The organism is Mycobacterium branderi, from assembly GCF_010728725.1.
Lineage (GTDB): Bacteria > Actinomycetota > Actinomycetes > Mycobacteriales > Mycobacteriaceae > Mycobacterium > Mycobacterium branderi.
The window spans coordinates 3,762,851-3,783,063 of the sequence record NZ_AP022606.1; the positions used below are offsets into that span (position 1 = coordinate 3,762,851).

Below are 20,213 nucleotides of genomic sequence, written 5' to 3' on the forward strand. Positions count from 1 at the left end.
GGTGACGCCACCAGGCCAAAGTCCCACAGGGAGGAAGACGGAATGATGACCCCCCCGCATAACTACCTGGCCGTCATCAAAGTCGTGGGTATCGGGGGCGGCGGTGTCAACGCCGTCAACCGGATGATCGAGCAGGGGCTCAAGGGCGTGGAGTTCATCGCCATCAACACCGACGCCCAGGCGCTGTTGATGAGCGATGCCGACGTCAAGCTCGACGTCGGGCGCGACTCCACCCGCGGCTTGGGCGCCGGCGCCGACCCCGAGGTCGGGCGTAAGGCCGCCGAGGACGCCAAGGACGAGATCGAGGAGCTGCTGCGCGGGGCCGACATGGTGTTCGTCACCGCCGGCGAAGGCGGCGGCACCGGAACGGGCGGGGCACCCGTCGTCGCCAGCATCGCTCGCAAGCTGGGCGCGCTGACCGTCGGCGTCGTCACCCGGCCGTTCTCCTTCGAGGGCAAGCGGCGTGGCCTGCAGGCCGAGACCGGCATCACCACGCTGCGGGAAAGCTGCGACACCCTGATCGTGATTCCCAACGACCGGCTGCTGCAGATGGGCGATGCCGCGGTGTCGCTGATGGACGCCTTCCGCAGCGCCGACGAGGTGCTGCTCAATGGCGTGCAGGGCATCACCGACCTGATCACCACGCCGGGGCTGATCAACGTCGACTTCGCCGACGTCAAGGGCATCATGTCCGGCGCCGGCACCGCGCTGATGGGCATCGGCTCGGCCCGCGGCGACGGCCGGGCGCTCAAGGCCGCCGAGATCGCGATCAACTCGCCGCTGCTCGAGCAGTCGATGGAGGGCGCCCGCGGTGTGCTGATGTCGATCGCCGGCGGCAGCGACCTGGGTCTGTTCGAAATCAACGAGGCCGCCTCGCTGGTGCAGGACGCGGCCCACCAGGACGCCAACATCATCTTCGGCACGGTCATCGACGACTCGCTGGGCGACGAAGTCCGGGTGACGGTGATCGCGGCCGGGTTCGACGCCGCCGGGCCGGGCCGCAAGCCGATCGTCGGCAGCGGCCAGGGCCAAACGATCGCGCCCGGGAAGGCCGGCAAGGTGGCCTCGCCGCTGTTCGAGCCCGCGGACGCGGTCAGTGTGCCGCTGCAGACCAACGGCTCAACCTTGGACATCGGCGGGGAGGACGACGAGGACGTCGACGTGCCGCCGTTCATGCGGCGCTAGCCCCTCGCCGCCGCACGGATACTGGGCACGTGAGCGTTCGCATCCGGCGGGTGACGACCACCCGGGCGGGCGGTGTCTCTGCGCCGCCGTACGACAGCTTCAACCTCGGCGACCACGTGGGCGACGACCCCGCTGCGGTGGCGGCCAACAGGACCAGGTTGGGCGCGGCCATCGGGCACCCGCTGGTTTGGATGAACCAGGTCCACGGCGACCGGGTCGAGGTCGTCGACGGTCCACGCGACAGTGCGGTCGACGCGACCGATGCACTGGTCACCGCGAAGCCTCACCTGGCGCTGGCGGTGCTCTCCGCCGACTGTGTGCCGGTGCTGATGGCCGATGCACGCGCCGGGGTGGTGGCCGCGGTGCACGCCGGTCGCGTCGGGGCGGCCGCCGGCGTGGTGGCCCGCACCCTGGAGACGATGCTGGCCGTCGGCGCGCACACCGAAGACATTTCCGCTCTGCTCGGGCCCGCGGTCAGCGGCCGCAACTACGAGGTGCCCGCCGCGATGGCCGACGAGGTGGAAGCGACGCTGCCGGGAAGTCGCACCACCACCGCGGCCGGTACCCCTGGTTTGGACCTTCGCGCCGGAATCGTCTGCCAGCTCAAGGATTTGGGGGTGAGCGCCATCGACGTCGACCCGCGTTGCACGGTCGAGGACACCAGCCTGTTCAGCCATCGCCGCGGCGCGCCGACCGGGCGGATGGCGTCGGTGGTGTGGATCGAATGACCGCCGTGCTGCGCAACCGGGAATCCGAATTGGCCGACGCCTTGAGCGCACTGCGCAGGCGCCTTGCGGCGGCCGCCGAGGCAGCCGGACGCAATGTCGACGAAATTGAACTTCTGCCGATTACCAAATTCTTTCCGGCAACCGATGTGGCGATTTTGTCGCGATTGGGATGCGCGGCGTTCGGCGAATCCCGGGAACAGGAAGCGTCGGCGAAGGTGCGACAACTCCAGGAGTTGCTGGGGCCCGCCTCGGCCGCGGTGCGCTGGCACATGGTGGGCCAGATCCAGCGCAACAAGGCCCGGTCGCTGGCCACGTGGGCGCACACCGCCCACTCGGTCAGCAGCACCCGGGTGGTGACGGCGCTCGAGCGGGCGGTGGGCGCGGCGCTGCAGGAGGGTCGACGCGAACATCCGCTGCGGGTATACGTGCAGGTCAGCCTGGACGGCGACGTGTTGCGCGGCGGCGTCGACATCTCCCAGCCCGACGCCGTCGACGAAATCTGTACCCGGGTCGAGGCCGCCGATGCGCTGGAATTCGTCGGGTTGATGGCCATCCCGCCGCTGGACTGGGATGCCGAGACCGCGTTCGCGCGGCTGCAATCCGAGCACCGTCGGGTCCGACAGTCGCACCCGAACGCGATCGGATTGTCGGCCGGGATGTCAAACGACCTGGAAGCGGCTGTCAAACATGGTTCGACCTGTGTGCGTGTCGGTACCGCGTTAATGGGCCGCCGACCGTTACGGTCACCGTGAACTAGTCACTCCAGTCACATCTTCATCACAGACACCGAATCTTCAGCCGCCAAGAAGGGGTCCCGAGATGAGCACACTCCACAAGGTCAAGGCCTACTTCGGTATGGCGCCGATGGAGGACTACGACGACGAGTACTACGACGACGACCGTGCTCCCACCCAGCACGGCTACTCGCGCCGCCGGTTCGGCGACGACGGGTACGACCGCTACGAGGGGCGCGACTACGACGACCCCCGCGGTGAGCCCGCCGACTACCCGCCGGGCAGCTACCGCGGCGGCTACGGCGACGACCACCGCTTCCGGTCCCGCGACTACGAGCGCACCGAGCTGGCCCGGCCGCGGTTCGGCGCGCTGCGAGGGTCGACGCGCGGCGCTCTGGCGATGGACCCGCGCCGGATGGCCATGCTGTTCGAAGAGGGCAGCCCGCTGTCGAAGATCACCACGCTGCGGCCCAAGGACTACAGCGAAGCCCGCACCATCGGCGAGCGCTTCCGCGACGGCACCCCGGTGATCATGGATCTGGTGTCGATGGACAACGCCGACGCCAAGAGGCTGGTCGACTTCGCGGCAGGGCTGGCCTTCGCGCTGCGGGGCTCGTTCGACAAGGTCGCGACCAAGGTGTTTCTGCTCTCGCCCGCCGACGTCGACGTGACTCCGGAGGAACGTCGCCGGATCGCCGAAACCGGTTTCTACGCCTACCAGTAACCGGGCCCGCTAGCCCTGGCCGGGTAGGCTGACACTCACCGCGCCGGCCACCGTCGGCGCAGTCGTGAATGTCACATCCTCATCAGTAAGGTCGGGCTCTCGTTGGCGGTGTTCTTCAAAATCCTGGGCTTTGCGCTGTTCATCTTCTGGCTCCTGCTGATCGCCCGGGTGGTCATCGAGTTCATCCGGTCGTTCAGCCGCGACTGGCGGCCCCGTGGCGCCACCGTGGTGGTCCTGGAACTCATCATGTCGCTCACCGATCCGCCGGTGAAGCTGCTGCGCCGGCTGATCCCGCAGCTCACCATCGGCGCCGTCCGCTTCGACCTGTCGATCATGGTGCTACTGCTGGTGGCGTTCATCGGCATGCAACTGGCCTTCAGCGCCGCCGTCTGACCCGGCGCTCTGCGAGTAAGACCGTTTGCGGCAGCAGCATTTTGGATTCTTAAGGCAGTGATTTCGACTGCTCTTAAAGTTTGAAATTCGGTCTTAATTATCGGGCGAATCGGCAACCGGCGGGTCTGGTGTGACAGGATGGGCGGCAGTTGCAGTACGGCTACGACACTGTTCATGCCGATCTACACTTTCCAGATCGGTTTGACCGTCCAGACTCGAGGGGGCAAACAATGCCGCTTACACCAGCCGATGTCCACAATGTGGCCTTCAGCAAGCCGCCGATCGGCAAGCGCGGCTACAACGAAGACGAGGTCGACGCCTTCCTCGACCTGGTGGAAAACGAGCTGACCCGCCTCATCGAGGAGAACTCCGATCTGCGTCAGCGGGTCGCCGAGCTGGACCAGGAACTGGCTGCCGCCCGCGCCGGCGGGGGTGGCAGCGCACAGCCCAGCCAGGCGATGCCGCTCTACGAACCGGAGCCGGAGCCCGCGCCCGCCCCGGCGCCGCAGCCTGCGCCGGCGGCCGCCGCATCGGTCAGCGAGGACCAGGCCATCAAGGCCGCCCGAGTACTCAGCCTGGCGCAAGACACTGCAGACCGGCTGACCGGCACCGCCAAGGCCGAGGCCGACAAACTGCTGGCCGACGCCCGCACCAACGCCGACCAGATCCTGTCCGAAGCCCGCCGCGAGGCGGAAACCACCGTGGCCGAGGCGCGGCAGCGGGCCGACGCGATGCTGGCCGACGCGCAAACCCGCTCGGAAGCCCAGTTGCGGCAGGCCCAGGAGAAGGCCGACGCGCTGCAGGCCGACGCCGAGCGCAAGCACTCCGAGATCATGGGCACCATCAACCAGCAGCGCACCGTGCTGGAGGGCCGACTCGAGCAATTGCGCACCTTCGAACGCGAATACCGCACCCGGCTCAAGACGTACCTGGAGTCGCAGCTCGAGGAACTTGGCCAGCGCGGCTCGGCGGCGCCCGTCGACTCCAGCGCCACCAACGATGCCGGAGGGTTCAACCAGTTCAATCGGGGCAATAACTAACAGATCGAAGGTGCCGGGCCCGACGGGCGGTAGCGTGCTTGGCAGTCTTTGGTGTCTTGCCCCGTCGGCTGGAGGTTGAGCGATGCTGATTATCGCGCTGGTGCTAGCGGTGATAGGCCTTGCCGCTTTGGTGTTCGCCGTCGTCACCAGCAACGAGTTGGTGGCCTGGGTATGCATCGCCGCCAGCGTGCTCGGCGTGGTGCTGCTGATCATCGATGCCCTGCAGGAACGCCAGCGTCGCGAAACGGGCGCCCCCGCCAACAAATCGGCAGACGCTCCCAAGCCGCTTCCCGAGGAAGCGGGCGCCGACTACGACTACGCGGACTATCCCGAGGATGCCTCCGGTGAGGCGAGCACTGCCGGCGCCGACGAAGAGACCGGGGTGCCGGCCGAGCACGACCGCGGCAGCGGCGGCGACGACCGTTAGGTCGGGGTGGCCAGCAGTTCGCGAACCTCGTCGTCGGTCACTTGATGAAAGTCGACGAAAACCTGTCCCACCGCTTCGAAATCCGGCGGCATCGTCGCGCAGACCACGTCGTCGGCCTCCTGCGCCAGCTGCTGACACGCTGAGGGCGGTCCGACCGGAACCGCGACGACGATCGCCTCGGGGCCCAACTCCCGCAATGCTCGCACGGCGGCCAACATGCTGGCGCCGGTAGCGATGCCGTCGTCCACCAGAATCACCGTTTTGCCATGAGGGTCGGCGAGCGGCCGTCCGCCGCGGTAAGCCTGCTCGCGCCGGGTCAGTTCGGTGGTCTCGCGGTCGATCACCGCGCGGACCTGCTCCTCGCTGATGCGCAGGCTCGACACCACATTGTCGTTCATCACGACGCCACCGCCGCTGGCGAGGGCGCCCATCGCCAGCTCGGACCATTGCGGCACGCCAAGCTTGCGGACCAGGAAGACGTCCAGCGGGGCGTGCAGCGCCGACGCGACTTCCCACGCCACCGGAACACCGCCACGGGCCAGGCCGAACACCAGCAGGTCGTGGTTCCCGCGGTACGACGCCAGCTCCTCGGCCAGCACCCGGCCGGCTTCCCGGCGATCACTGAACGTGCGCCGGGATGCTCGCCGCAAAAAGCCGCTCGGTCGATTCATTCGTCGTATCCGCCGTTGTCACGCCGGCCCTACCAGCCTACGGCTTCCCGCCCGGCATCTGAACGAAACCGCAGCGTGGCTTTTGAAGACAGCACATCAGGGCAATGCGAAGCGGCAAGACGGCCAGTGCAATTCGTTTCCGTGGCGTGTGCTCCATGCGGGTCGGGCAGTCGGGCTAGGGGGCGAGTTGGGCGGGGGCGACTCGGCACCCGGCGGCTTGGGCTCCGGCGTGCATGCGTCGGTCCCAAACGGCGACGATCAGGCCGGGATCGCCGACTGCCAACGCGCTGGCCAGATGGACAGTGCTGTTCGACCGTTGCGGTGAGCTCGACTGGGCGGGTAGCGGCCCAGAAGTTCTCCCAGTCACGCTCGATGTCGGCGAGCTCGGATTTGGTTAGGTCGTGATTGCGGGCCGCTGCGGCGAGCGCGGCGCGGACTTCAGGGTAGGCCAGGCGGCTGGACAATGCGGCGTCGCAGCCGTCCCATGGCGCTGAGGCCAGCGAGCTCCCAGTCTCGGTGGTGAGAAGTTTGACGAAGGCGCTGGCGTCGAAGTAGACGAGCGGCACTGGTCAGCGCCGCTGGTCGCTGACCCGGTCAGACACCGGCCGTCGCGGTCGGGGCCTGGAACGGCTCGCAGCGACGGGCCGCTGCGCGGTGGCCTTGCCGATCACGCCTTCAGTCGTGAGGCGCTCCAAAGTGCCTGCGCTGTCCAGCGCGGTCAGCCGCGCGACGGGAATCCCGCGGTCGGTGATGACGACCTCGCCACCGGCCCGAGCTCGATCGAGCCAATCGCTGAGGTGCGCGCGCAACTCGGTCACGGATACATCCATACTGTGAACGGTATATTCCCTGCACCCGTGATTTGTACATGTCACTACCGAGCGCGGCAATGACCCGGACAATCGATGTCATGCTGGCTCATCGCCTTGGTCCAAGATGCATCCGAAGATGTTGCGGCGGAAGCTGTTTGCCGTCCTAGTGGGACGTTGTTGTCGCCTCAATCGCGTGTGCTCCACGCGGGTCGGGCGACCCGCTCGTCGCCACCCGCCATCGCCTCGGAATGGAATGCGAACATTCCATTCCTCTCGGCTCAGTTGGGTGTGATCGCGGCTTCGCCGCTCAACACGCTCCATCGGCTCGGATATGAATGCGAGCATTCATATCGCTCGCCTCAATCGCGTGTCCGAGGGGGGACTTGAACCCCCACGCCCAGTAATAGGGCACTAGCACCTCAAGCTAGCGCGTCTGCCATTCCGCCACTCGGACCGACCTAAGTTGGCAGCCAAGGCTATCGGATAGGGAAGGCCCGACCCAAACCCGGCGACCCGTGTCAATGGTAGGAAAGGTGACTATGACCGTCGCAACCGGCGTTGGGCCTGACCCCGTCGACGACGTCGTCGAAGTCGTCAGCAGGCTGATCCGGTTCGACACCAGCAACACCGGCGAGCTGGACACCACCAAGGGCGAGGCCGAATGTGCCCAGTGGGTGGCCGCCCAGCTGGAAGATGTTGGCTACCAGGTTGAATACCTGGAGTCGGGCGCGCCCGGACGCGGCAATGTGTTCGCCCGGCTGGCCGGCGCCGACAGTTCGCGCGGTGCGCTGCTGATCCATGGTCATCTCGACGTGGTGCCCGCGGAGGCGGCCGACTGGAGCGTGCATCCGTTCTCCGGCGCGGTCGAGGACGGCTATGTCTGGGGCCGCGGAGCCGTCGACATGAAAGACATGGTGGGCATGATGATCGTGGTCGCCCGCCAGTTTCGCCGCGCCGGGATCGTGCCGCCCCGCGACCTGGTATTCGCTTTTTTGGCCGACGAGGAGAACGGGGGCAGATATGGCTCGCACTGGCTGGTCGACAACCGCCCCGACCTGTTCGACGGCGTCACCGAGGCGGTCGGCGAGGTCGGCGGGTTCTCGCTGACGGTGCCCCGCCGCGACGGCGGGGAGCGGCGGCTCTACCTGATCGAAACAGCCGAGAAGGGCCTGCAGTGGATGCGGCTGACCGCCCGCGGCCGCGCCGGACACGGCTCGATGGTGCACGACCACAACGCCGTCACCGCGCTTGCCGAGGCGGTCGCCCGGTTGGGCCGTCACCGGTTTCCGTTGGTGCCCACCGATACCGTCATGCAGTTCTTGACCGCGATCGGTGAGGAGGCCGGGCACAGCTTCGACGCCGATTCCCCCGACTTGGAGGGAGCGATCGAGAAGCTGGGGCCGATTGCCCGCATCGTGAAGGCCACGCTGCGTGACACCGCAAACCCCACGATGCTCAAGGCCGGTTACAAGGCCAATGTGGTGCCGGCGATCGCCGAGGCCATGGTGGACTGTCGCGTGCTGCCTGGCCGCCAGGCCGCGTTCGAGGCCGAGATCGACGAGCTGATCGGGCCCGACGTCACCCGCGAATGGGTGACCGACCTGCCGTCGTATGAGACGAGTTTCGACGGCGACCTGGTCGACGCGATGAACTCCGCGCTGCTGGCGGTGGATCCCGACGCCCGCACGGTGCCGTATATGCTGTCCGGCGGGACTGATGCAAAGGCCTTCGCGCGCTTGGGAATTCGCTGTTTCGGGTTCACCCCGTTGCGGTTGCCACCGGAATTGGATTTCTCCGCGCTGTTCCACGGCGTCGACGAACGGGTACCCGTCGAGGCGTTGAGGTTTGGCGCCGACGTGATGTCGCGCTTTTTGACACACTGCTAGCCGCAAAGACGAGAGGACTGATCATGATCACACCGCCCGACCCGTACGCGACGCTGCCCAAGCTGCCGTCGTTTCAGCTGCAGTCGAAGTCGATCACCGACGGGCAGCCGCTCGCGACGGCCCAGATCAGCGGCATCATGGGCGCCGGCGGCGAGGATGCCAGCCCGCACCTGAGCTGGTCGGGCTTCCCGGAGGAGACCCGCAGCTTCGCGGTCACCGTCTACGACCCCGACGCGCCCACCCTTTCCGGCTTCTGGCACTGGGCGGTCGCGAACCTGCCGGCGACGGTCACCGAGCTGCCCGAGGGCGTCGGCGACGGCCGCGAGTTGCCGGGCGGCGCGCTGACCTTGGTGAACGACGCCGGCATGCGCCGCTACGTGGGCGCCGCGCCGCCGCCGGGGCACGGGCCGCACCGCTACTACGTCAGCGTGCACGCGGTGGACGTGGAGAAGCTCGACCTCAGCGAGGACGCCAGCCCGGCGTTCCTGGGATTCAACCTCTTCCAGCACGCGATCGCGCGCGCGGTCATCTACGGCACCTACGAGCAGAGGTAGTCCCGGCTCGGCACCGCTAATCCGACCCCACCGCCTCGCTCAGCGCCGCGAACCCGCCCTCGCGCAGCCGGCGGGCGATCCCGTCGTGAATGTGCTTGGCCCACAAGCCCCCGCCGTAGATGAAACCGGTATAGCCCTGCAGCAGCGAGGCGCCCGCGGTGATGCGTTCCCAAGCGTCGTCGGCGGTCTCGATGCCGCCGACGCTGATCAGCACCAGCCGGTCACCGACCCGGGCGTAGAGCCGGCGCAGCACCTCGACGGACCGCCGCGCCAGCGGCGGCCCGGAGATCCCGCCCAAGCCGAGCGCCTCGACGCCCGGCGTCAAAAGGCCGTCGCGCGAGACGGTGGTGTTGGTGGCGACGATCCCGGCGAGGCCCAAATCGACCGCTAGGTCGGCGATTTCGTCGATATCGGAGTCGGCCAAATCCGGCGCGATCTTGACCAGCACCGGCGTCGAGGTCTCCTCCAGCACAGCGGACAGGATGGGGCGCAGCGATTCGACCGCCTGCAGGTCGCGCAGCCCGGGCGTGTTCGGCGAGCTCACGTTGACCACCAGGTACGACGCCAGCGGGCCGACCAGCCGGGCGCTGGCCCGGTAGTCGTCGGCGGCCTGTTCGACCGGTGTCGACTTGGTTTTGCCGATGTTGACCCCGATCGGCACGTCGGGCGCTTGGCGCGCCAGCCGGGTCGCCAGCTTGCCCGCACCCTCGTTGTTGAAGCCCATCCGGTTGAGCAGAGCCCGATCTGCGGGCAGCCGGAACATCCGGGGCGGCGGGTTGCCCGGTTGCGGTTGGGCGGTGACGGTGCCCACCTCGGCGTAGCCGAATCCCAGCGCTCCCCACGTCTTGAGCCCGACACCGTCTTTGTCGAAACCGGCCGCCAGCCCGAGCGGTCCGGGGAAGCGCACCCCGAATACCGTGCTGGCCAGTATCGGGTCGGTCGGAGCCAGCAACCGGTGCAGCGGTTGTCGCAGCGGCGCGCCGGCGGTCACACCGCGCAGTCCCGCGAACACGATCGTGTGGATGCGCTCGGGCGGCACCAGAAACAGCGCCCGGCGAAGCGCGCCGTACACCGTCAGAGCGCGGGCTGGTCGGGGCGCCCGCCCTGTTCGATGCGAGTTTTCTTGCGCCGCAACAAGACTCGTCGGCTGCCGTCGGTGTAGAGCCGGACCCGTGTCAACTCCCAGCCGCGATACTCCGCTTCGATGGACAGCCGGGTGGAGGCGCTGACCCGGGTCACGTCCGGCGGGAGCCGCAGCGGCGCCCACTCGTATTCGTCGGACATTTCGGCGTCCCAGCCTGCCGGCAACCGGCCGCGCCGCGCCGCGCTCAACGAGGGCCCGCCGCGTGCTCGATGACCTGAACTCCGGCACCCGAACCCGACACCACATACAGCGTGTCCGACGTGTCGTCGAACGCCAGCGTGTTGGGTTGCCGCACGGTTGGGTAACGTACCTTTTCGACGGGGATTCCGGTGGACAGATCGTAACCAATTACCAAATTCGCAGCGGTTTGCGACACCCAGGCCAGTCGGCGCGACCCGGCCACACCGTACGGCGACTGCTTGACCGGGTAGGCCTGCCGCAAAATCAGCGGGTCGACGCCGTAGACCAGCAGCTGGCCGCCGCGGGTGTCGGTCACCAGCACCCGGCCCAGCGGATCGGCGGCCAGCATGGTGGCACCCTGCCCGGCCCGCAATGCCTGCCCCACCGTTCCGTCGGCGTCGACGGTGGTGACCAACGTCTGCCCCCGATCCAGCGTGATCACTGTATTGCCTTGTGCCACAAGGGAATCGATGCGGCCGACGATCTTGGACCGGTTGGCGACCGTTGTCCCGGAGGACAGCGTGTAGACCGTGCCGTCGGCGGTACCCAGCACCAGCTTGTGATCGGCCCGGCGGGCGATGGCCGTGAAATCGATGTCCCGTGCCTCGCCGATCTCGGCTCGGGAGACATGGCCAGCGGACAGGTCGACGGCAAAATAGCCGCCCCGGGTGGACAGATAAGCGTTGCCCGCGCCGTCGCCGGTCAACGCGCTCGCCGGGCCGGGCAGGGCGATCACCCGCGACGGCGTTTGCCCAGCGCCCAGCACGGTGACTGACCCCGACCCCAGTAAGACCAGCGCCGCGGTGCGCTGATCGAAGATCGCCGCGTGGGGGCTGCCGCCCATTGCCCGCACAGCGCCGGCCGGAACCGTCGACACCGGTGGGGACTCGGCGGGCCGCGCGGGCTGGATCGTCGGCGGTGCTGCGTCCAGGGTCTTCGGCGAGCAGCCGAGCACCAGCCCCGCGAAAACCAGCAGGCCAGCGACGTGGCGGTGAACTGCGGGTTTACAAAAACTGGGCAAGGGGTAACTCTCGAGGTATGCGACGGGTAGCCGGATTGAATTCCAAGTCTAGGGAAGATCCCTGGTCGGGACGCGGCGCCGTCGCGGCTGCGACAAGTCGTTGGAGAGGTATGGTCGCCGCATGACCGTCGCCGAAGACCGTCAGTACGCCGACTCGGATTTCGTCATCGAGGACATGTGGACCGGCGTGTTTCCGGCCAGGGCGTTCGCCAGTGGATTCGGGCATGTCGGGGACGGCCGCAGTTTCGCCTTCCGCGTCGAGCGGCGGTGGCTGCTGGTCGAGGTCTACCGGCCGCGCCTTTCCGGGCCGGTCCCGCAGCCCGAGGACGTGATCGCCAAGTCCAAGCGAAGCGTCGTCGACATCGACATCACCGACGAGCGCAGTCTTGCCGCGGCGGTGCGTGACTCCGTCGCGGTCGCCGAGCCCGTCTAGCCTCGCCGCAGTCACCAGGTACGGTCGTCGTCGTGTCTGCGACGGCGGCGATGTCTTGGTGGCAGGTAATCGTTTTGGCCGTGGTGCAGGGACTGACCGAGTTTCTTCCGGTGTCCTCTTCGGGTCACCTGGCGATCGTGTCGCGGCTGATGTTCGACTGTGACGCCGGCGCCTCGTTCACCGCCGTCACCCAGCTGGGCACCGAGGCCGCGGTGCTGGTGTATTTCGCCCGCGACATCGTGCGCATCGTCAGGGCATGGTTCAACGGCTTGGTGGTCAAGTCGCACCGCGGCGCCGACTACCGGCTTGGCTGGTATGTGATCATCGGCACGATCCCGATCTGCGTGCTGGGCCTGGTGTTCACCGACGAGATCCGCTCCGGGGTGCGCAACCTGTGGGTGATTGCGACCGCGTTGGTGGCGTTTTCGGCGGTGATCGCGGCCGCCGAGCACCTCGGGCGACAGACCCGCCACATCGACCAGCTCACTTGGCGCGACGCCATTGTCGTCGGCGTAGCGCAGACGCTGGCGCTGGTTCCCGGGGTTTCCCGGTCCGGTGCCACGATCAGCGCCGGGCTGTTCCTCGGCCTGGAGCGCGAGCTGGCCGCCCGGTTCGGCTTTCTGCTGGCCATCCCGGCGGTGTTCGCCTCGGGGCTGTTTTCGCTGCCGGACGCCTTCCACCCGGTGAGTGAAGGGATGAGCGCCACGGGCCCGCAGCTGTTGGCGGCCACCGTCATTGCGTTCGTTGTCGGACTCTCCGCGGTGGCCTGGTTTCTGCGGTTCCTGGTGCGCCACAACATGTACTGGTTCGTCGGTTACCGGATAATCGCCGGGGTGACCGTGCTCATCCTGCTGGCAACCGGGGTTGTGGCGGCCCTATGACCGTCATCCTGTTGCGGCACGGGCGTTCCACCTCCAACACCGCACATGTGCTGGCCGGCCGTTCCGAGGGCGTCGACCTCGACGACAAGGGCCGCGAGCAAGCCGCCGGCCTGATCGACCGGCTCGCCGAGCTGCCGATCCGGGCGGTGGTGTGCTCCCCGCTTCTGCGCTGCCGGCGCACGATCGAACCGCTGGCCGCGGCGCTGGGTCTGCAGCCCGTCGTCGACGAACGCCTTTCCGAGGTCGACTACGGCGAATGGACCGGCCGCAAGATCGCCGACCTGACCAAGGAGCCGCTGTGGGCGGTGGTGCAGGCGCATCCCAGCGCGGCGGTGTTCCCGGGTGGGGAGGGTTTGGCGCAGGTGCAGACTCGTGCGGTGGCCGCGGTGCGCGACCACGACCGGCGGCTGGCCGACGAGCACGGCGGCGACGCGCTGTGGCTGGCCTGCACCCACGGCGACGTGATCAAGGCCGTCGTCGCCGACGCGCTGGGCCTGCACCTCGACGGGTTCCAGCGTGTCACCGCCGATCCCGCGTCGATGAGTGTGATCCGCTACACGCAGCTGCGCCCGTTCGTGATGCACGTCAACCACACCGGCGCCCGGCTGACGTCCGCGCTGACCGCGCCGCCCTCATCGGACGGCGAAGCACCGCCGAGCGACGCGGTGGTCGGCGGCTCGACCGACTGAAGGCATTACGGCACAGCGGCAACTGCCGGTATTTTGGGAGTTGCCATGCCTCGCGCAATTCACGTCTTCCGCACACCCGACCGCTTCGTCGCCGGGACTGTCGGCCAGCCCGGCAACCGGACGTTCTACCTGCAGGCGGTCGGTGACTCGCGCGTGGTGTCGGTGGTGCTGGAGAAGCAGCAAGTCGCGGTGCTCGCCGAGCGCATCGGCGCGCTGCTGCTCGAGGTCAACCGTCGCTTCGGCACCCCGGTGCCGCCGGAGACCACCGAGGTCGAGGATCTCAGCCCGTTGATCACCCCGGTCGACGCCGAGTTCCGGGTCGGCACAATGGGCCTCGGCTGGGATTCCGAGGCGCAGACCGTGGTGGTGGAGTTGCTGGCCGTCACCGACACCGAGTTCGACGCGTCGGTGGTGCTCGACGACACCGACGAGGGTCCCGACGCCGTGCGGGTGTTCCTGACGCCGGAGTCGGCGCGGCAGTTCGCAACTCGCACCAACCTCGTCATCTCCGCGGGTCGCCCGCCCTGCCCGCTGTGTGACGAACCGCTGGACCCGGACGGACACATCTGTGCGCGCACTAACGGCTACCGGCGTAGCGCGTTGCTCGGGTCTGACGATGACGTCGAGGGCTGACGATCGTGAGGTGTTGCGGCGCGGCGAGCTGACCGTCCTCGGACGCATCCGCTCTGCCAGCAACGCCACCTTCCTGTGCGAAGCGACGCTGGGGGAGCGCAGCGTGCACTGCGTCTACAAGCCGGTCGCCGGCGAGCAGCCGCTGTGGGATTTCCCCGACGGCACGCTGGCCGGCCGCGAACTCGGCGCCTACCTGGTTTCGACACAGCTGGGCTGGAACATCGTGCCGTACACCATCATTCGTTACGGGCCGGCCGGCCCCGGCATGCTGCAGCGCTGGGTCGACCAGCCCGGCGACACACCGGGGTCAGAACCGGCGCCGGGCCCGGATCTGGTCGACCTCGTCCCGGCCGACCATTTGCCGCCCGGTTACCTGCCGGTGCTGCGGGCGTACGACTATGCCGGCGACGAAGTCACCCTGGTGCACGCCGACGACATCCGGCTGTGGCGGATGGCGGTGTTCGACATCCTGGTCAACAACGCCGACCGCAAGGGCGGCCACGTCCTGCGCGGCGTCGACGGCGACGTCTACGGCGTCGACCACGGGGTGTGCCTGCACGTGCAGGACAAACTGCGCACGGTGCTATGGGGCTGGGCCGGCAAGCCCGTCGACGACGACACGCTGGACGCGATCACCCGCCTGGTCGACGCCCTGAACGGACCGCTCTGCGACGAGCTGGCCGAGCACATCACCGCCGGCGAGATCGCGGCGCTGCGGCTGCGCGCCCGCGCGCTGCTGGACAACCCGGTGATGCCCAGCCCGGACCGGCATCGTCCTATTCCCTGGCCGGCGTTCTGATATGCCGCGGTCATTCGAGGCGTCGGCGGAGTCCCCGGCGGGGGTCGACGAGATCCTGGCGGCGTTCGGCGACGAGAGTTACTGGCGGGCAAGGCTCGCCGCCGCCGAGGACGCCGCCAAGCTCGAGTCGCTGATCGTCGATCCGGCCGGCCGCGTGCAAGTCGGAGTCACGATCAGCCTCGTCCGCGCCCAGCTGCCCAAGCCGATTGCCCAGTTGCCGCGCGGGGATCTGCGGATGGTGCACAACGAGGTGTGGAGCCGGATCGGCGACGATCAGGTGCGCGGGGAAGTCGACGTGGCCGTTCGCGGCCTGCGGATGTCCGCGTTCGCGCAGGCGTTGCTGGTGCCGGTGCACACCGGTTCCCAGCTAAGAGTCACCGTGACCTTAGCGGTCAAAATCCCATTGGTCGGACGGCAGATCGAAAACATGATCGGCGACCAACTCAGCGAAGGGATCACCGCGACGCTGGGCTTCACCAGCGACTGGATTGCGGAAAACCGCTAAGCATTGGCAATACTGGACCGGGTGAGCCCGAAGTTGACCGATGCGGCGCTGGCTGCCGACTTGGCCGCCGAGGCCGGGCGGCTGCTGCTGGCAGTGCGCGACGAGGTCGGCTTCGACTATCCGTGGCGACTCGGCGACGCCGGCGACGCCTACGCCAACACGCTGCTGCTGCGACGGCTGCGCGCCGAGCGGCCGGGCGACGCGGTGCTCTCCGAAGAGGCCTACGACGACCTGAACCGGCTGCGGGCCGACCGGGTATGGATCGTCGACCCGGTTGACGGCACCCGCGAGTTCTCCACGCCCGGCCGCGACGACTGGGCCGTGCACGTGGCGTTGTGGCGGCGCGACGGCGGGCCGCACGGGGCCATCACCGACGCCGCCGTCGCGCTGCCCGCGATGGGGGAGCTGTACCGCAGCGACACCGTCCGCGCCGGCACAGCAGCCCATTCCGGGCCGATCCGGATCACCGCCAGCTCCACGCGGCCGCCGGCGGTGCTCTACCGGCTGGTCAAGCTGCTCGACGTCGAGGTGGTGCCGATCGGTTCGGCCGGAGCCAAAGCGATGTCGGTGGTGCGCGGCGACGTCGACGCCTACGTCCACGCCGGCGGGCAGTGGGAGTGGGACTCGGCGGCGCCGGCGGGGGTAGTGCTGGCGGCCGGTTTGCATGCGTCGCGGCTGGACGGCTCCGAGCTGATCTACAACCGGCCCGATCCGTATCTGCCCGATTTCCTGATGTGCCGCCCGGACCTCGCCGACGTGCTGCTGGCGGCGATCGCAAGCGCGGCGTAGCCGACGCTTAAAGTCGACGGTATGCAGTCCTGGCCCTCGGTACCGTTGCCGGCGCTGCCGGGACGCGGCCCGGAGCTACGGCTCTACGACACTTCCGACCGCCAGGTACGCCCGGTGGCCGCTGGGCCCACCGCCAGCATGTACGTCTGCGGGATCACCCCGTACGACGCCACCCACCTCGGCCATGCCGCCACCTATCTGGCGTTCGACCTGATTCAGCGGCTATGGCTGGATCTCGGGCATGAGGTGCACTACGTGCAGAACGTCACCGACGTCGACGACCCGCTGTTCGAGCGCGCGGACCGCGACGGGGTCGACTGGCGTGACCTCGCCGCCCGCGAGGTCAGGTTGTTTCGCGACGACATGGCGGCGCTGCGGGTGCTGCCGCCGCGTGAGTATGTCGCGGCGACCGAGGCCATCGAAGAAGTAATTGAGCTCGTCGAAAAGATGCTGGCGTCGGGGGCGGCCTACGTCGTCGACGGCGACTACCCGGACGTCTACTTCCGCGCCGACGCCACACTGCAATTCGGCTACGAGTCGGGCTACGACCGCGACACCATGCTGGCCTTGTTCGCCGAGCGCGGTGGCGACCCGGACCGGGCCGGCAAGACCGATCCGCTGGATGCGCTGATGTGGCATGCGGCGCGGCCGGGGGAGCCGAGCTGGGATTCGCCGTTCGGCCCCGGCCGGCCGGGCTGGCATGTGGAGTGCGCGGCGATCGCGCTCAGCCGCATCGGCACCGGCCTGGACATCCAGGGCGGCGGCACCGACCTGATCTTCCCGCATCACGAGTTCACCGCCGCGCACGCCGAATGTGTCAGCGGCGAGCGGCGATTCGCCCGCCACTACGTGCATGCCGGCATGATCGGCTGGGACGGCCACAAGATGTCCAAGAGTCGCGGCAACCTGGTGCTGGTGTCGGCGCTGCGCGCGCAGGGCGTCGAGCCGTCGGCGATCCGGCTGGGTCTGCTGGCGGGGCACTACCGCGCCGACCGCTACTGGAACACCGAGCTGCTCGACGACGCCACCGCGCGGCTGCACCGGTGGCGTGCCGCGACGGCGCTGCCCGCCGGCCCGGACGCCGCCGACACCATCGTCCGGCTGCGCCGCTATCTGGCCGACGATTTGGATACCCCGAAAGCCCTTGCCGCCGTTGATGGTTGGGTCACCGATGCGCTCGACTACGGCGGCCACGACGACACCGCGCCGCAGGCAGTAGCGACCGCGGTGGACGCCCTACTGGGCGTGCAGCTTTAGCGCGAGCGTGCGCGTCTGTACAGCGACACGCCGGGTTGGACGGCATTCTGTGCACGCTCGCGCCGGTGGTAATTCCACCAGTTTCCGTCCGTTACCCGACGACGACCGTCGTAGGCTTTGCGTGTGCGCGTGGGTCGGCATGCCATCGGTGTGATTGTCAGCATTGGGTCGGTTGGCATGGCGGCGACGGGATGTACCGACAAGATCAGCGGAACACCGGTGGCAGACACGAACGGTGGTCCGCTGACTTCGCAGATCACAACGACATCGACCGTGCCAACGGGCAAGCCGGTCGGCACCGCGGTGATGAAGGTCAGTGGGGGCAATGGCCCTGTGACGATCCGCTACCGGATCAACGGAGGCTCGCAGCAGACGGAGAGCAACGTCATGCTGCCTTGGGAGAGGCAGTACACCGTCTCCGAGGAAGTGGAGTCGGAGGTAACCGCCGACGGCGGGGACACGATTCTGGTCTGCAGCATCATCATGGATGGTGACAAGCTGGCGTCCTTCAAGAACGAACCGCGGCCCACATGTAGCTTCGCCTACTACGGCTGATCCCCTAATCCGCGCGGTCGCCGCGAGTGATGTCAGCAGCGTTGAAATTGCCGGCGCAGTTCGTTTTCCAGTGGAGACGATGTGTGGCGCGGATCGGGACGGTCGCACCCACCGAGGGTGAATTCGATCTGGTCCACATAGGCCATCAGGCGAAACGAGATCGGCAAGCCGAGACCCGGCAATAGAGGCGTCACGGTGTGGGCGATGTGTTCGAATCGCTGTTGCTCGTCGCGTCCGGATGCAACGTCGATCTCCACCCGGGTCGGCGCTACTTCGGGGTGGACTTCGATGGTGTCGGTGGTAGCCTGCGCGCCGTCGTCCGGACCGATCTGGTTGAGGATCTGCTGCCATAGTTCGCGTCGACGTTGATCCGGGAAGGGGCCGCGCACTGCATATGTCCGCGGTTGACCGAACCGATTCGCGGCTGGGCTGTTGACTTGCCAGGTCGCGCGGGCCAGTTCTGAGTGAGCATGGATGAGGTCGGCGATGGCCGCGTCCGTGACGGATGGGGGCAAGTAGACGGTGATGCTTCGCGAGCTGGGCGGGCCGCCCCAGGAGGGCTGATTGAGTAGGACTCCCGTCGTCGCCGGTGACTGACCGACTTGAAGCCACAAGGCCAGGCTGTCAGCGACTTGGCTGCTTGACGGACCTCCGCGGCCGGTGCGGCTGAACTGATACGTGAAGGTGGCACTCGAACCGGGCGCCGTGGTATTGGCGTCGCTGCTGGCCTTATACGTAACCGCGAGCTCGACATGGAACTCGGCGAAGTCGGCTGCCCGCATGCGGTCGACGAATGTTCGCCCCACGTCCGCAGCTTGCGTGTCAGAAGCGTTGTCGGCGAGGGCAACATACAGCTTGAAATGGGCGCCGCCGTCGAAGCTGGTGTGGTAATCGACTTCAGCGGAGGTGACGCCGGGCATCGCGCGGATCGCGTCGCCGATGGTGTTGGCCGCGCCGCGGCGGTCCGGAAATCCACACCCACTCATGGTGGCGATGACAACGGCGGCAGCGATCAATAGCCGCACCGCGACGTGGGCTAGCCTGTGTGTTTCGGCGCGATCCGCATGCCGGTTGCCGACATGCGCTGCAAGACTATTCATCGGTGGCGAGACACCCATCTCTGATATGTCGTGTGGCAAATATACCTACCGTCCGTTTGCCGACGACTCACTAATTTCGGGATAGGTAGCGAGCTTCGCCTCGTCGAACGTGGGAGATATGGATGAAAAGTGGGCTGCTTCTGTGTATTTCCCCACGCTCGGCGCCACTATGATCAGCGGTCGTGGCGAGTTTTGAGTTGGTCGACATCGACTACGACCAGACTGGTTTCGGTGAACTACATGCTGTGCCCGAGCTGAAAAGGCAGCTGCCCCGGACCGCTCGACTTGCCCGACGGTTCGCAGGACCGGACCGCGACGACTATTTCTCTGCGATCTTCACACATCCGGTCAAGTATCATCCGTCGGACCAATTCGACTGGGACAGAACACAACCAGAGTTTGCCGCTACCGATGATGCGGGGCAGTTTCTGTGGGTGCCGGCGATCGTGATCGCCAGTCTGCAAGCAGGAACGCAGATTCACGCCAGGATGAAAAATTTCCCGGTGTACGTGGCGTACATCATCGACAACACCGCCGGACTCGACGATCAGCTTGACTTCGCCAAATGTGACTCGATCGGTTGGGGCGCCATCACCGCCGTTGATGATCCGCCGGACGTCGAATCACGTTCGGGGTAAGTGGCCTCCGCCGTTCTGCTCTATCTCAGGTCGGGATATAGAAACAGGTCACGACGACGACCACGCTGAACGCGACGCCGATGATTCCCAGGCCGACCAGCGACAGATAACCGGAATCCAGTCCCCACCACAGCATCCAGAAACCGGCCGGGATCATGACCGCAAGACCGACCCAACGGCGAATCTTGCTGGCTCGGCTCTCTTTCGCGGCATGCCGAGGATGGTTCCTGCTGGCGCGCCGCCGGGAGCCCGGTTCACGGTGGTCGCGCCATGCGACCACGATCATCCAGATGGCGCCATCGATGAGCATGACACCCGTGACCGGTAGGGAACGGCTTGCGCGAAATCCTGGCGGTCCAGGGTTGAACGCCACGAGCACGCCGCCAATCACTGACACCGCACACAACAGAAGACGGAGAATCGCCGGCGCCACAG

General features: G+C 67.6%; 24 protein-coding genes, 1 tRNA gene and 3 pseudogenes. 19 read left to right on the forward strand and 9 right to left on the reverse strand.

Annotation, left to right across the window (positions count from 1 at the left end):
* Positions 1-45: 45 nt before the first annotated feature.
* The 7 genes from ftsZ (at position 46) to G6N47_RS18360 (ending at position 5,231) form a co-directional block, all read left to right on the forward strand.
* The gene (gene ftsZ / locus G6N47_RS18330; protein WP_062540813.1) at positions 46-1,185 is read left to right on the forward strand and encodes a cell division protein FtsZ; all 1,140 of its coding nucleotides are present in this window, start codon (positions 46-48) and stop codon (positions 1,183-1,185) included.
* A 29-nt stretch (positions 1,186-1,214) separates the two neighbouring features.
* Positions 1,215-1,913 carry a peptidoglycan editing factor PgeF gene (gene pgeF, locus G6N47_RS18335; RefSeq protein WP_083131960.1) on the forward strand — a complete coding sequence of 233 codons (699 nt, stop codon included), beginning with the start codon at positions 1,215-1,217 and terminating at the stop codon, positions 1,911-1,913.
* Complete coding sequence (locus G6N47_RS18340; protein ID WP_083131959.1) at positions 1,910-2,665, forward strand: YggS family pyridoxal phosphate-dependent enzyme; 756 nt, start codon at positions 1,910-1,912, stop codon at positions 2,663-2,665. Before pgeF ends, G6N47_RS18340 begins: the two co-directional genes overlap by 4 nt.
* A gap of 67 nt (positions 2,666-2,732) precedes the next feature.
* Positions 2,733-3,371 (forward strand): cell division protein SepF, encoded by a 639-nt coding sequence (locus tag G6N47_RS18345; protein WP_083131958.1) that lies wholly within the window; start codon positions 2,733-2,735, stop codon positions 3,369-3,371.
* 102 nt (positions 3,372-3,473) lie between these two features.
* Positions 3,474-3,764, forward strand: a complete 291-nt coding sequence (locus G6N47_RS18350; protein ID WP_045385578.1) for a YggT family protein — start codon at positions 3,474-3,476, stop codon at positions 3,762-3,764.
* Positions 3,765-3,994: 230 nt separating this feature from the next.
* A complete protein-coding gene (gene wag31, locus G6N47_RS18355; protein ID WP_083131957.1) occupies positions 3,995-4,804 on the forward strand; it encodes a DivIVA-like cell division protein Wag31 in 810 nt (269 codons plus the stop codon).
* A gap of 82 nt (positions 4,805-4,886) precedes the next feature.
* Entirely contained in the window at positions 4,887-5,231 is a 345-nt protein-coding gene (locus G6N47_RS18360) for a hypothetical protein (protein ID WP_083131956.1), read from the forward strand.
* Here the strand turns inward: G6N47_RS18360 and G6N47_RS18365 are convergent.
* From G6N47_RS18365 to G6N47_RS18380, 4 genes and pseudogenes are all read right to left on the reverse strand, one after another.
* Positions 5,228-5,920: pseudogene (locus G6N47_RS18365) on the reverse strand (phosphoribosyltransferase); the annotation flags it as partial. The gene G6N47_RS18360 and the pseudogene G6N47_RS18365 sit on opposite strands and share 4 nt — an antisense overlap.
* A 157-nt stretch (positions 5,921-6,077) precedes the next feature.
* A pseudogene (locus G6N47_RS18370) lies at positions 6,078-6,468 on the reverse strand (type II toxin-antitoxin system VapC family toxin).
* A 3-nt stretch (positions 6,469-6,471) separates the two neighbouring features.
* Positions 6,472-6,778 (reverse strand): annotated as a pseudogene (locus G6N47_RS18375) (type II toxin-antitoxin system Phd/YefM family antitoxin); the annotation flags it as partial.
* Between the two features lie 304 nt (positions 6,779-7,082).
* Positions 7,083-7,168: transfer RNA gene (locus G6N47_RS18380), tRNA-Leu, on the reverse strand.
* 85 nt (positions 7,169-7,253) lie between these two features.
* Here G6N47_RS18380 and G6N47_RS18385 point away from each other — a divergent pair.
* Both G6N47_RS18385 and G6N47_RS18390 read left to right on the forward strand, forming a co-directional pair.
* Positions 7,254-8,600 carry a M20/M25/M40 family metallo-hydrolase gene (locus tag G6N47_RS18385; protein WP_083131954.1) on the forward strand — a complete coding sequence of 449 codons (1,347 nt, stop codon included), beginning with the start codon at positions 7,254-7,256 and terminating at the stop codon, positions 8,598-8,600.
* 23 nt (positions 8,601-8,623) lie between these two features.
* On the forward strand, positions 8,624-9,154 hold the full coding sequence (locus G6N47_RS18390) for a YbhB/YbcL family Raf kinase inhibitor-like protein (protein WP_083131953.1): 531 nt from the start codon (positions 8,624-8,626) through the stop codon (positions 9,152-9,154).
* 16 nt (positions 9,155-9,170) lie between these two features.
* Here G6N47_RS18390 and G6N47_RS18395 read toward each other — a convergent pair whose 3' ends face one another.
* From G6N47_RS18395 to G6N47_RS18405, 3 genes are read right to left on the reverse strand one after another with little or no spacing between them, the layout of a single operon-like run.
* Entirely contained in the window at positions 9,171-10,226 is a 1,056-nt protein-coding gene (locus tag G6N47_RS18395; RefSeq protein WP_083131952.1) for a quinone-dependent dihydroorotate dehydrogenase, read from the reverse strand.
* A gap of 2 nt (positions 10,227-10,228) precedes the next feature.
* Positions 10,229-10,486: a DUF5703 family protein gene (locus G6N47_RS18400; RefSeq protein ID WP_083131951.1), complete on the reverse strand. Its 258-nt coding sequence runs from the start codon at positions 10,484-10,486 to the stop codon at positions 10,229-10,231.
* Positions 10,483-11,499 (reverse strand): YncE family protein, encoded by a 1,017-nt coding sequence (locus G6N47_RS18405; protein ID WP_139799503.1) that lies wholly within the window; start codon positions 11,497-11,499, stop codon positions 10,483-10,485. The genes G6N47_RS18400 and G6N47_RS18405 overlap by 4 nt, the downstream gene beginning before the upstream one ends.
* 121 nt (positions 11,500-11,620) lie before the next feature.
* Between G6N47_RS18405 and G6N47_RS18410 the strand changes: the two genes are divergently transcribed.
* The 9 genes from G6N47_RS18410 to G6N47_RS18450 all read left to right on the forward strand — a co-directional run bounded on the left by G6N47_RS18410 (position 11,621) and on the right by G6N47_RS18450 (position 18,040).
* Complete coding sequence (locus G6N47_RS18410; protein WP_083131950.1) at positions 11,621-11,932, forward strand: hypothetical protein; 312 nt, start codon at positions 11,621-11,623, stop codon at positions 11,930-11,932.
* Positions 11,933-11,982: 50 nt separating this feature from the next.
* The gene (locus G6N47_RS18415; protein ID WP_083131949.1) at positions 11,983-12,813 is read left to right on the forward strand and encodes an undecaprenyl-diphosphate phosphatase; all 831 of its coding nucleotides are present in this window, start codon (positions 11,983-11,985) and stop codon (positions 12,811-12,813) included.
* Positions 12,810-13,502 (forward strand): histidine phosphatase family protein, encoded by a 693-nt coding sequence (locus G6N47_RS18420; RefSeq protein WP_083131948.1) that lies wholly within the window; start codon positions 12,810-12,812, stop codon positions 13,500-13,502. Before G6N47_RS18415 ends, G6N47_RS18420 begins: the two co-directional genes overlap by 4 nt.
* Positions 13,503-13,547: 45 nt before the next feature.
* Positions 13,548-14,135: a DUF3090 domain-containing protein gene (locus tag G6N47_RS18425; protein ID WP_062539429.1), complete on the forward strand. Its 588-nt coding sequence runs from the start codon at positions 13,548-13,550 to the stop codon at positions 14,133-14,135.
* Positions 14,119-14,934 carry an SCO1664 family protein gene (locus tag G6N47_RS18430; RefSeq protein WP_083131947.1) on the forward strand — a complete coding sequence of 272 codons (816 nt, stop codon included), beginning with the start codon at positions 14,119-14,121 and terminating at the stop codon, positions 14,932-14,934. The genes G6N47_RS18425 and G6N47_RS18430 overlap by 17 nt, the downstream gene beginning before the upstream one ends.
* A 1-nt stretch (position 14,935) precedes the next feature.
* Positions 14,936-15,439, forward strand: coding sequence for a DUF2505 domain-containing protein (locus tag G6N47_RS18435; RefSeq protein ID WP_083131946.1), 504 nt, complete (start codon positions 14,936-14,938; stop codon positions 15,437-15,439).
* 21 nt (positions 15,440-15,460) lie between these two features.
* Positions 15,461-16,228 (forward strand): 3'(2'),5'-bisphosphate nucleotidase CysQ, encoded by a 768-nt coding sequence (locus G6N47_RS18440; RefSeq protein WP_269476094.1) that lies wholly within the window; start codon positions 15,461-15,463, stop codon positions 16,226-16,228.
* A 21-nt stretch (positions 16,229-16,249) separates the two neighbouring features.
* Positions 16,250-17,485 (forward strand): cysteine--1-D-myo-inosityl 2-amino-2-deoxy-alpha-D-glucopyranoside ligase, encoded by a 1,236-nt coding sequence (gene mshC / locus G6N47_RS18445; protein ID WP_083131945.1) that lies wholly within the window; start codon positions 16,250-16,252, stop codon positions 17,483-17,485.
* Between the two features lie 177 nt (positions 17,486-17,662).
* Positions 17,663-18,040 carry a hypothetical protein gene (locus tag G6N47_RS18450; protein WP_232080237.1) on the forward strand — a complete coding sequence of 126 codons (378 nt, stop codon included), beginning with the start codon at positions 17,663-17,665 and terminating at the stop codon, positions 18,038-18,040.
* Positions 18,041-18,072: 32 nt separating this feature from the next.
* On the opposite strand, the gene G6N47_RS18455 is transcribed toward G6N47_RS18450, so the two are convergent.
* Positions 18,073-19,140 (reverse strand): hypothetical protein, encoded by a 1,068-nt coding sequence (locus G6N47_RS18455; RefSeq protein ID WP_139799502.1) that lies wholly within the window; start codon positions 19,138-19,140, stop codon positions 18,073-18,075.
* Positions 19,141-19,337: 197 nt separating this feature from the next.
* Between G6N47_RS18455 and G6N47_RS18460 the strand changes: the two genes are divergently transcribed.
* Positions 19,338-19,778 (forward strand): hypothetical protein, encoded by a 441-nt coding sequence (locus G6N47_RS18460; RefSeq protein WP_139799501.1) that lies wholly within the window; start codon positions 19,338-19,340, stop codon positions 19,776-19,778.
* 25 nt (positions 19,779-19,803) lie between these two features.
* Here the strand turns inward: G6N47_RS18460 and G6N47_RS18465 are convergent, their stop codons facing one another.
* Entirely contained in the window at positions 19,804-20,211 is a 408-nt protein-coding gene (locus tag G6N47_RS18465; protein ID WP_083131941.1) for a hypothetical protein, read from the reverse strand.
* Positions 20,212-20,213: the final 2 nt, after the last annotated feature.

Excerpts from the sequence above, each read along its gene's own strand:
- G6N47_RS18360 (WP_083131956.1), top strand. The coding sequence starts at position 4,887 with ATGCTGATTATCGCGCTGGTGCTAGCGGTGATAGGCCTTGCCGCTTTG.
- wag31 (WP_083131957.1), top strand. The coding sequence starts at position 3,995 with ATGCCGCTTACACCAGCCGATGTCCACAATGTGGCCTTCAGCAAGCCG.
- G6N47_RS18340 (WP_083131959.1), top strand. The coding sequence starts at position 1,910 with ATGACCGCCGTGCTGCGCAACCGGGAATCCGAATTGGCCGACGCCTTG.
- G6N47_RS18435 (WP_083131946.1), top strand. The coding sequence starts at position 14,936 with ATGCCGCGGTCATTCGAGGCGTCGGCGGAGTCCCCGGCGGGGGTCGAC.
- mshC (WP_083131945.1), top strand. The coding sequence starts at position 16,250 with ATGCAGTCCTGGCCCTCGGTACCGTTGCCGGCGCTGCCGGGACGCGGC.
- G6N47_RS18415 (WP_083131949.1), top strand. The coding sequence starts at position 11,983 with ATGTCTTGGTGGCAGGTAATCGTTTTGGCCGTGGTGCAGGGACTGACC.
- G6N47_RS18410 (WP_083131950.1), top strand. The coding sequence starts at position 11,621 with ATGACCGTCGCCGAAGACCGTCAGTACGCCGACTCGGATTTCGTCATC.
- G6N47_RS18420 (WP_083131948.1), top strand. The coding sequence starts at position 12,810 with ATGACCGTCATCCTGTTGCGGCACGGGCGTTCCACCTCCAACACCGCA.
- G6N47_RS18345 (WP_083131958.1), top strand. The coding sequence starts at position 2,733 with ATGAGCACACTCCACAAGGTCAAGGCCTACTTCGGTATGGCGCCGATG.
- G6N47_RS18450 (WP_232080237.1), top strand. The coding sequence starts at position 17,663 with ATGGCGGCGACGGGATGTACCGACAAGATCAGCGGAACACCGGTGGCA.
- G6N47_RS18385 (WP_083131954.1), top strand. The coding sequence starts at position 7,254 with ATGACCGTCGCAACCGGCGTTGGGCCTGACCCCGTCGACGACGTCGTC.
- G6N47_RS18455 (WP_139799502.1), bottom strand. The coding sequence starts at position 19,140 with ATGAATAGTCTTGCAGCGCATGTCGGCAACCGGCATGCGGATCGCGCC.
- G6N47_RS18430 (WP_083131947.1), top strand. The coding sequence starts at position 14,119 with ATGACGTCGAGGGCTGACGATCGTGAGGTGTTGCGGCGCGGCGAGCTG.
- ftsZ (WP_062540813.1), top strand. The coding sequence starts at position 46 with ATGACCCCCCCGCATAACTACCTGGCCGTCATCAAAGTCGTGGGTATC.
- G6N47_RS18425 (WP_062539429.1), top strand. The coding sequence starts at position 13,548 with ATGCCTCGCGCAATTCACGTCTTCCGCACACCCGACCGCTTCGTCGCC.
- G6N47_RS18390 (WP_083131953.1), top strand. The coding sequence starts at position 8,624 with ATGATCACACCGCCCGACCCGTACGCGACGCTGCCCAAGCTGCCGTCG.